At 48.7% G+C, this 10,429-nt stretch carries 5 protein-coding genes and 1 pseudogene; all 6 read right to left on the bottom strand.

Annotation, left to right across the window (positions count from 1 at the left end; all coding sequences use genetic code 11):
• Positions 1–106: 106 nt before the first annotated feature.
• On the bottom strand, positions 107–1,099 hold the full coding sequence (locus BFV97_RS18060) for a relaxase/mobilization nuclease domain-containing protein (RefSeq protein WP_069301749.1): 993 nt from the start codon (positions 1,097–1,099) through the stop codon (positions 107–109).
• A complete protein-coding gene (locus BFV97_RS18850) occupies positions 1,086–1,454 on the bottom strand; it encodes a plasmid mobilization protein (RefSeq protein ID WP_157888372.1) in 369 nt (122 codons plus the stop codon). The genes BFV97_RS18060 and BFV97_RS18850 overlap by 14 nt, the downstream gene beginning before the upstream one ends.
• Before the next feature lie 1,583 nt (positions 1,455–3,037).
• On the bottom strand, positions 3,038–4,756 hold the full coding sequence (locus BFV97_RS18045) for a P-loop NTPase family protein (RefSeq protein ID WP_069301746.1): 1,719 nt from the start codon (positions 4,754–4,756) through the stop codon (positions 3,038–3,040).
• Between the two features lie 567 nt (positions 4,757–5,323).
• A complete protein-coding gene (locus tag BFV97_RS18040) occupies positions 5,324–9,010 on the bottom strand; it encodes a calcium-binding protein (RefSeq protein WP_157888371.1) in 3,687 nt (1,228 codons plus the stop codon).
• 39 nt (positions 9,011–9,049) lie between these two features.
• A complete protein-coding gene (locus BFV97_RS18845) occupies positions 9,050–9,514 on the bottom strand; it encodes a hypothetical protein (RefSeq protein WP_157888370.1) in 465 nt (154 codons plus the stop codon).
• A 647-nt stretch (positions 9,515–10,161) separates the two neighbouring features.
• Positions 10,162–10,429 (bottom strand): annotated as a pseudogene (locus BFV97_RS18035) (integrase); the annotation flags it as partial.

Below are 10,429 nucleotides of genomic sequence, written 5' to 3'. Positions count from 1 at the left end.
AAATCCCATGTCTATCACTCCATATCTCCCTGAACAAATTCGTCAGGGCAATGTGTTCACATGGGTCAATTCTCAGTGAAAATTTTGTAGGCTACCGGGTCACTTCTCAACGGAAATCAACACCCTTTGTGCTTGGAAGGTCTTCTCCACCTGATGCAGTGACTTGAGTGTCGGGTGCAACGCGCGCTCCATCAGCGCTGGCATCTCGGCGATCCGCGCCTGCGTCTGTGTGTTCGACGCGCGGGTCTGTGCCAATGCCTGCTGTAGTGGCACGGCCAAGGCTGCGCTCTTTTGCTCCGACAACTGCCGGAAAGTCTCTGTCTGGCTCATAAGAAAATCCTCTTTCTATTAAATTCTTTAAGGTGAAACTGCGGCCGAGCTTGGAGGCTGATATGTGATGCCCTTCAAGCCCAAAGGAGAAGCCGGAGAGTCTGCCGGTCGTCTCGGAGACATTCGGGCGCACATCCACGCCGCAGGCCTCTAACGCCTCCACAAAGTCGGTGGCGGTGATCGGTGCGGAGGTCAGATCCTTCAGCAGATCTTGCAACTGGGCTTTACTGGAGATCACACCCCGATGGGCCATCTCGAACTCACCGCGTTTCGGCGCTGCGATATGATCCCGCGCCTTTGCGGGGTCCAGCAAATGGGATGGTTCCACGCGGACCAGATCAAATCGCTCTTCAATCTCACGGATAACGGCTTCACTGCGGCGATAATCATGGGAGTCGCTGACCACACTGCCATCGAGCCGTATACGGCTGGCTGCGATGTGGATATGATCCCCGTGGCAGACGGTCATATAGCCTTCAAAGCCCATCCGTTCGGCCCAGAGGTCGCCAATTTGCGCCCACTCGTGATCGGACAGCTTCCGATCCTCTTGCGTCAGAGAGATTGACAGATGGACCATGTTCCGGTTCAAGCTGGGGCGCAGGTTCTTGAAAGCGTCCAGGTGGGTCTTGGCGGCGCCCTCTTCAAAGCCGAGCGTTCCCCCGACAATATCAGCGCGGTGCCGGACCTCGCCTTTGTGGTCGTGTTCTGCCAGCAGGTACTCAACCAGCCCAGTCGCATTTCCACCTTTGGTCAGGTTACCGATGGCCATGACCACCCCCGATCAGCCCGGCGCGGACCTGTTCGAGATTTCGTTGCAACAAAGACAGAAGGGGCAGAATGCGATCGACCTCAGGACGGCCGCCCGTGTTCAGGCGATAGCACATCTGGTTCAGGTTCGAGGCCGTCCGGCTGAGATCAATCCACGCCTGACGGTTCACCAGAGGAACCTGCGGCCCAGTTTCTTTGCTTAGGCCAAGCAAGCGATCTCGAACCAGAGCCGCGATACTTCTCCCTGAGGTTGCTTGTTGCAGTTTACGATGCTCGCTGCCAGTCAACCGCACAGTGATCTGATGATCCCGCTTGTTCTTTACACGCGGCCTCCCGCCTTTGCCCTTGGTTCCCATATCCATTCCCACCGGTTGGCAGACAAGGTGCAAGCACAGCGCGCACCGCATCCGACTCGAGCGCCGCGAAGGAAGGCGAGCGTTTTTGCAGTGCAAAAACATGGCTCGCTATCCGCTAAACAACGTCTCTGGGAAAACAGGTGGGAAGGCAGGGTTAAGGGGGCGTGAACGGGTGGAATGGGCTACCTTAAGGAACCCAAATTTACATTGTTTTGGACAAGAGAACCAAAGATAGACCTCTTGAAGCCAAGGCAGATCTGGATGGGTCTTTTGGCAAACCATCAGGCTATCGGAGTGCACTTATCTTCGGCGGGAAAATATCTAGGGACTATCATTCCTCGAAAGGGATACGTCATTTGCTGCGGGTTTTGCCTTCACTCGTTGTTCTTTCAATGGAGCGCAGACCTTTGCCGCAAACGGCTCAGTAGTCCGGCATGCCAGACTTGCGATCAAACGAGGTTGAATGACGAAAACGGCCATAGGTGTTGAACGACATGAACGGCCCAGAGCAGACTTCCGTCGCCTGATCACGAAGCTACGGTCGCAGCCCGCTTTGCGGCCATTCGCTGCCAGCTAGAAAACAGAGGTCGCTCGAACTGACACATCGCGGGACTTACCGGCCATTCACCTCACCATACCACTGCTGCGATGTGGACTGTCATTCTGGACTTTCGTTGCGCAAGCTAAATGAACCAGCCCCAGTCTATTCTTCATAACCGCTTTGATAACCCTGACGCAGGAAATAAACAGAACGATTCAGAGATTGTAGTCGTCCCGCACTTGCGACATACATTGACTGCGCGAGAACGCTGATCGACCGGTCCGCGCCCTGATTAGTTCATTGCTAGCAAAAGCCGACCATAAGTTCCGGAACGCCCGATCCTCAGTCGAAGGATCCCAATCGGCGCGCTGCCTCCAATCTACGGCCCATCTTTTGCACATTTCTGCGAAGAGTTCACGATTAAGAGTTAAGACAAGCGTGTCTACAGCTTCGACCGTTCTTTGCAAGAGACGAAAGCTTACGTTGATCCGAACTGGTTTTGAGTAGGTTTTGGCCTCAATTTGGACCGCATTGCGCCCAGGTAGAGTACCACCGTTGTGGACGAGCCCATGCCTCAGATGACAAACCATCTCGAATTGATCCAATGGCCCTTTGAACCTTGCGTCCGTAAGTTCGAATCCAATGAACTGGCGCGTTGCTTTCTTTAGCTCTTCTTTGGAGCTGAAAGACATGTGTTCAAATGCACTTCGTCTAAATTCAGCGTGGCCATGCCATAGTGCTCCTCCCAAATTTATCTGCTTTTCTGCCGAGACTTGCCTGCAAATAGGGCAAGCCTCCAAAACTAATGACAATATTGATCTAAAATAAGCCTCTGCGGCTGATACTGAGCCTAGCAAAAGTAGCCCGCCAAGATGTTCATTCTCAGTAAGTCGATCCGCTGTACCGTACCTCAGTAAACTTCTTGAGTGCAAAATGTATGCGTCAATTGGGCTGGGGTAATCAGTCTCGACTAGGTACTCGTCTATTGAGCCAATACTACTTGAAGCGGGGGCTTCATTCGCAAAATCTTCTATGTTAAGTGTCATGACACATGTTCTTCGGCGTGGCCTACAATCTGCTGTGCTCGAATTTTACCGACATAGGGAATGCCTAATAATGTTCGCCGGTCCACATCGAGCAATACATCTCGAACCTTTCGAATATTGGAGTTTTCTCGAATGCGCTTCTCTAGTGTCTTTGAGATTGGCAATACAGATATAGGCTGACCCACCAAGGCTTCATATGCGGAGGAGGGCTTGAGCTGCGTTCCGCAATTTGAACAAAATCTCGCCTCTGGATTGCTCCTCGGTGTAGCACATACATGACATACTGGCAGTGACAGGGTGAAGTCACTAGCTTTAGTTTTTGCTGCATCCAAGAGAGCCACTGAAGTCAAACGAGGCCAAGCTTGATGCTTGGTCGCTCGGACGACTTTCAAGAATGAAGCGATAGACTTAGTTCTTTGTCCTACAATTACGTTTTCCGCGGTCAAATCTCCTGTGTGGACATGATAATGCTGAAAAGAACCTTTCTCACCTTTCAGTATCGACCCGGACGGCATTATCAGTCCAGAGTACTGGAGAAACCCGAAAACCTTCCCAATATCCGCCTCGATTGGGGTTCGAATAGCGAACTGCAAGCCCTGTTTTTCTAGCTCCTTGCCTCGATTGTATTCTTTCGTTTGTGAAAGGATTGCTTGATAAATTTTCGTGCCATTTGTCACGTAGCTATGATAGGAGGGCAATTTAGATGAAAGAGAGTCAAAGACGGCATGCGACATGTCGCGCCCAGATCTAGACAGGCGCAGGACTGCATTCTTGTTGAGCGTGCCGTCTGTCGTTGTGTAGGCTTCCTGAGAATTATAGATTGATCTTAGCATACCGAGAAATGCTCGTGGAATTCCAAAAGAGCAATACGCCAAAAAACGGATATCCTCTTCGTTTTTTGAAACCACATCAATATTGGTGCCGGCAAAGCGCTTGTTTGCCAAAGACAGCATAAACTCTTCGTACTCCTGGCCTGAAGGCTTAACCCACGCGTCAATTTGCTCCGCATCATGCCCAACATGAAAGCTTGCGGAATGAGCAGTTATTCCAGGATAGACCGCCGCTTTGGGGGAAATTGTTCGCGATTTAATCGCCCTGAAGAAATCAAAGAAGTCTTCTTGTTGCTTTTCCGAAAATGAGTGCGCAGCATCATCGATAAGAATAACTACCCGCTTTACACTGTTCTCGGTTGCTAGGTTGTCCATGACCACTGTCAAAAAACCGATACTGAAATCGTTGACTTGGTCATCTTCAGCACGGCTGGCTTCTAAAATATCAACAAGTTTGTTGAGTTTTTCTTTCGGTGGAAGCTGTGCGGGCAAGACAATGTCGTCGTCAAGCTCCTTGGTCTCCCATACAGCCAAAAGTACTTTCAGCACTAACCAGGCCTTAAACCAGTAGGTTGCATTGGGGCCATTCACGTAAAAGGGCTCTAGCTTCAAAGCCAACTTAAAGTTGACGTAGATGGGAATCGCTTTGTCGGTGCCGCTTTCAAGGATGCGGAAAAAAGCTTTTCTCATTAAGGTGCTCTTCCCGCACCCCCTCGGCCCAATGAGCAGCTTCGCGCCGCCGCCCATTAACTTCTTAAGAATACTCACTTCATCGGGATGCTGCGCTGAGAGCGCAAGAAACTTCGCTCGATCAATGTACTCGGCTTGCTCGATAAAGTTTTCTTCTATTGGGAGCTCGTTATGGTTCTCAACGTCAAAAGTCATAGTCATTTTCGGTGCTAGCGCCTCAGTTGAACCGCTTCAGCGCCAAGCGATTTTAGGGGGTGGACAATTTACTCCAGACTTCAGGATGCTACTTCATTTTGCAAGCCTATGTTGACCAAATGTCGATCATTATCTTAAACAACCATGGAAACTTGCACTTTACCCGAAGGTCTTTCCGTAAACAGGTCAATCGGAGTGCGCTGTTAGGTAGGCCCACTTTCCCTAGCGATACTATTTAGTACCGCAGAGCGGCGAATCCAAAATTCGTTTTGGTTATCCTGGCACTACTTAGGAAGGCCTAGCCGAGAGTCCGGTTCCCCACTGGGACAGAGATGCGTTCGCATTTGCCGCGAATGGCAGGTTCCCGCCATAATTGTCGGTTTCTGCGATGCAGCGCTTTAACATCTTGGGCGGATTGCGGACGTTCGCTGCGCGGCACATCGACGCCTCCTCTGCGGGACAAAGCGACCCCATCCGAAACAAAGACCAAGGTCCGCTTTCGGATGCGGGTCGAGTGGTAAACATATAAGGGCTACTGCGCCCAAAGGAACGCAGCAGCGCTGGCACCTACGCCATGAAGAACTGATCAGCCGTCACCCCATCTAGTTCAATACTGTGCACGTAATCAGTGGCAGTGCCTTGGAAACTAATAACTAAATCACCATCCCCATTGTGGGTGTGTTGGAAGCCAGTGGGCAGGGCATCAATTTGAAACAGGTTCAATTCCTGGCCGCCAACTGTCAAGCTGTCCACACCGACTTCGAAGTCGGTAATAACGCTGCTTGTCGCTTTATGCTTGATGTTGTTGAACACAAAGCTGTCAGCCCCTTCGTCACCTGTCATGGTATGTCCTGAGCCGTGGCTTAGGGCACCCACGATCAAATCGTCACCTGCGCCGCCATAAGCCTCGTTTTCACGTACATTCAGGAACAAGCGGTCATCGCCTTCGCCACCGTAGTAGGTTGCTCCACTGCTGTATTTGACATTGATCGTATCATTCCCATCCCCACCATAGAACTCGCTGTCCACACTACGCAGGAAGTTGATATTATCGTTACCGTCACCGCCATAAACAAAAAACTCTGAGTATTCATCAGTGATGATGTCGCTATCAGCATCCGTGTAGCCAATGCCCATAGTGTCGTCGCCTGACGTACCATCCCAAGTGCGCTGCTCAATGCGTTCTGCGAGGAAGAAGTCCGCAGCTGTGACACCATCAAGCTCGATGGTGTGAACAAAGCCGTCTGCCGTGCCTTGGAAGTTGATCACCAGATTACCATCGCTGTTGTGGGCGTATTGGAATTCGGCAGGGATCTGGTTGATGTGCATTGCGTTCAGGATGCGACCATCAACCGTTAGGCTATCTACACCCACTTCAAAGTCGGTAATCAAGCTGATGGTGGCTGCCGTTCCTGCATTGGTGAACACAAAGCTGTCCGTTCCTTCACCACCTGTCATCGTGTGGCCAGATCCGTGGCTCAGAGCCCCCGATATCAAATCATCGCCAGCACCACCAAAGGCTTCGTTTTCACGCACACCTAAGAACAAACGGTCATTGCCTTCACCACCGTAGAACGTTGCACCACTGCTGTAATGAACATTGATCGTATCGTTCCCATCGCCCCCGTAGAACTCGCTATCTACACTTCGTGTCAATGTAATATTGTCGTCGCCTTCGCCCGCTTCAATTACAAATTCTGCATATTCATCGGTGATTGTATCACCGCCTGCATCCATGAAACCAACTCCGATCGTGTCGTCTCCAGATGATCCAGCCACAGTTCCAGAGTCATCACCGCCTTCGAGATTTGGTATCTCTGGCACGGTTGTTTCTATTTCACCAATCGTTGGGAGTGTGACATTAAATTCACCAGTCGTAACCAATGAGGTTCCGGTTAAAGAGCCGCCAAGGATGAACCAGTTTCCGATATCCTCAACATCAGAAAACGCTGGGATTTCACTAAAGTTCTCGACACCTATCTGATACGGGTCGTCACTGCCCGGCCACATATCAATTCGTTCACCATCTTGATCCACCAAATAGGTTAACCAGCTGAGTTCCCGAAATCTGTGACCGCCGTTTCCCGGATCAACCCAAGCACTCATAAAGTTGGCAGTAGAAAGGTTCAGCGTGTCTGCAAAATTGTAATCTTCCGCATTCACGTAATGAACGCCGCTGTCATCGATATATTCTCTGACTGTAAAGACTCCATAACTGGCGGCGGCTGCGAAGACGCTAAAGTTAGTCGAGCCCAGAAAGCTTGCAGTGTATTGAGCAACCAATTGTTCAAAGTTGTTTGAGTAATTTAGATCAAGTTGAGTAAGGTGATCAAAGTTCCCATATTCTTCGCCAGAGGAAATTTCTGTAACTGTCTGTTGAACCGTTGTTGTGCCTAGAACACGTTCGAAGTGGCCATAGTCCATGACAATCTGATCAGTACTATCAGCATTCAAAATAATGGCATCAATTTCTGACCAATCAAAGTCTGAAGGCAGGCCTAAATCATTGTAGTCAAACAGATGGAAGTTTTCTTCTGTCAGGTTTGAAACATTGACGGTCATTATGGCGGCGTTTTCGCCACCCGCTGTGTTGAAGCGGTATGTATCTGCCCCACCGCCACCCCAAACAATCGCCGGCCCCAAACCGTTAGTGTTAATTTCGAAAACATCGTTTCCGCTGCCGCCAGCATAAATAAATCCGCCAGCATTAATATTGAATGTATCAACGTTATTTGTGCCAAGCACTGCTTCAATATTGATATAAAGATCACCTTCTGCATCTCCGCCAGACGCAGTTGGCCCACCAAAGGGGTCAACACCAGGAGGGGTTGGCAATGACGGAAGAAGTTCTATTGTCACCCCTGCGCTATTTGGGTCAAACCGAATGACATCAATCCCGCCACCGCCATCAATTTTATCGGCACCCGCACCGCCGATCAAAACATTGTTGCCGTCGTTGCCAATGATCACATCGTTGTAGTCGGAGCCAATAGCGTTTTCGAAATCGTTAAGAGTTACAGTGTTAGCGAAATCAACATTTTCCAGTGCAACATTTTTTGACACATAGCCATTGGTCGAACCAGGGCCAAGATTGATCAAGACACCACCAGTTTCAGTCATGCCATTCGCATCAATTGTATCTCCAACAGATGTATTACCAAAAGCGGACAGAGTAATTTGCACGTTCCCAGTTTCGTTAACAAATTCTGAAAATTTCCCGCTGAGAGAATAAGTGTCATCAAAATTGGTCCCACGATATTGCTCTATTTTTTGAACAATATCTGTGCCCCCAAAGCCGTCTGATACTGCTGCATTCAAACCAGTAATATTTGCCGAAATCCCTGTCTGGCGTGCCCCCAAGGGACTGTTGATTAGAGACAGATAACTTAGAATATCTACACCATCGCCGCCATTAACGTAATCGCTCCCAAGTGAAGCGTAGATCACATCGTAGCCACTGCCAGTGTGCAAAATGTCGTTGGCTGAATTGCCGGTGATGGTGTTGTCAGCAGTGCCAAGGACGATAAGATATTCAACAGTTGATGAGAAACTTCCTAGATCGAGATTGGCGAACGCGTCGTTAATATTGTTGGTCGAATCTACGAACACGATATCAAATGTTTGCTCGTTTAAAGGAGTATAGTCGTAGCCAATTTCTAATTCTGTTGAAGCATTGCCATTCGGAGTGTCAACGCCAGAGTTCGTTGAAGCTCCGCGATAGCTTACTCGAATTGACCCCTCGTCAAGTGCCAATTGAACGCTGTTCTCTAATAATACTTGAGAACCTTTATGTACAGGAAAACCACTCGCGTCCATCAATGTTAACGCGTCTCTTATTTCGTTTGGTGATTGTCCGTCAGGATCGTCATCATTCGCAACTGTATCGGTTCCAAAATGTAGATGTGCTAACTCATGTGCTAAAACAGATTCAGAACTGATGTTTTTTGCAACGCCATTTTGATCAATGAACAGGAATTCCTGCTCCACCCACTCAAAGTCGATAGAAACAACATGGGTATCTAAACCATTTTCATTGTTAACTCCGATGTCAGCACGAGCATTGTTATCTGTAAACTGTATAAGATAATTTCTACTGCTAGAAGCAATTCCATCTAGCATTTGGCGAGCTTCTGCTCCACCATTCTCATACAGGTTTGTTAAAACTGCCGTCGCCTTTATTTGAAACGAGTTGTCCGATCCTGGCGGTCCGTTTGATGAAATCTGAATTTTGTTTAGTACATCTTGAAGTGCCATGAAAATTGCTTTCTTAAATATGAAACTTGATGGTTCTAATTATTCTGAACAGGACCCAAAATAATTCTTTGTTTCTTGGCAATATTCCCGAGCTGAATTTACCGCGAATAGTTTGCTATAAAGCGAGAACATAGATTTGGCCTGCCCTGAAATCGGATCAATATTAGTACATATTGCTGCGTTGACTTCTTTTTGTTTGGCGAAAATCACTTTAGATTTTTCTAATGAAAAGCATGCGTATCGGCCATGAATGAGATGCGTTCGTAACTTGGTTGGTTCGGTGATCAGACCCCAAAGCCGAATTTCACCGTGGTTTTTAAAAACTACATTTCCAAAGCTAGTAACTTTGACGACTTCATCGACAAAATCAGGTTTTAGAATATTTACTTCTGAACTCACTTTCTCAGCAAGTACAAGGCAAGCACCCATTAGCAAAAATTTTAGAAGAAAGATTTTTCTTGCGAACAAAAATATCCCACGTCGACGCAATTTTTTTCCTAACATACAAGTTTCATGGCAAATGAATATCTAAAGTTGAGGATTGTCAAACGTGATTTTTAGCGCCCTTACCCTCCAGACTCACGTATCTACCTCAAAGATCGTATGTACGGCGTTAAAAACCCCACCCCAGAGCGTTTCAACGATCCAGCCGGATGACTGCTCGAGGTCGCATATTACTTGGATGCAACTGAACTTCTGAAAACCGACTCAAACAATATTCTTCCTTTTGTGGATGATTTAGAGAACAAGCCAACACCCAAAAACTGAAGTTCTCTGACGTCCTGAAAAGCTTCAACATCATCACCTCCATTCAACCCTTAGTTGGTTAACATATGTCCCGCACCGCGATGTTCACATTTTGTTATGGAGCCTGATTTCAAGCACGGGTTGTATGAAACTGACATTCGCGGCAACGCAGTAAAACGCAAATTGGGCTCTTTGCTGACGTTAGCTGCGCTCAGCATCAAGGTCCGCTAAGGGCCGTTCATGTTCAGTAAAGCTAAGGTCAGAATTTTCTCGATGCCCGCGAAGCGGATGGATTTCTGCATCTAGAAATGATGTGAGCTCGGCGTCAGACTTAAATGTCCACCGTTGACACATACCAGTCATACGAAGGCTTATATGGATTTCCTGAGAACCGACGCTTAGCATCAGTCCCCACCAATCAGGTAACCCGCCCAATCCCCCAAATATGGTTTGCGGCGTTCGAGGTAGTCAGCGCGGTTATACGCGTCCTCCACATCGTTGACCGCGAAGTGCCCAAGGCAGGCCTCGGCCACCTCCCGGGCGCATTCCGTGCGTTCGGACAGCCATGTGCGTAGTGTAGAGCGAAACCCGTGGGGGCGGGCTTCAAGGCCGCGCTCGACCATGTAGTTGCGCATGGACATCTTGTTCAGAGGGCCGCCACGACTGTTGGGA

It is taken from the genome of Neptunicoccus sediminis (genome assembly GCF_001719615.1).
Classification (GTDB): Bacteria; Pseudomonadota; Alphaproteobacteria; order Rhodobacterales; family Rhodobacteraceae; genus Amylibacter; species Amylibacter sediminis.
This window is presented reverse-complemented; position numbering and strand designations above follow the sequence as displayed.

Bases quoted from the DNA above. Each gene is read 5' to 3' on its own strand.
- BFV97_RS18060 (WP_069301749.1), bottom strand. From the start codon at position 1,099: ATGGCCATCGGTAACCTGACCAAAGGTGGAAATGCGACTGGGCTGGTT.
- BFV97_RS18850 (WP_157888372.1), bottom strand. From the start codon at position 1,454: ATGGGAACCAAGGGCAAAGGCGGGAGGCCGCGTGTAAAGAACAAGCGG.
- BFV97_RS18045 (WP_069301746.1), bottom strand. From the start codon at position 4,756: ATGACTTTTGACGTTGAGAACCATAACGAGCTCCCAATAGAAGAAAAC.
- BFV97_RS18040 (WP_157888371.1), bottom strand. From the start codon at position 9,010: ATGGCACTTCAAGATGTACTAAACAAAATTCAGATTTCATCAAACGGA.
- BFV97_RS18845 (WP_157888370.1), bottom strand. From the start codon at position 9,514: ATGTTAGGAAAAAAATTGCGTCGACGTGGGATATTTTTGTTCGCAAGA.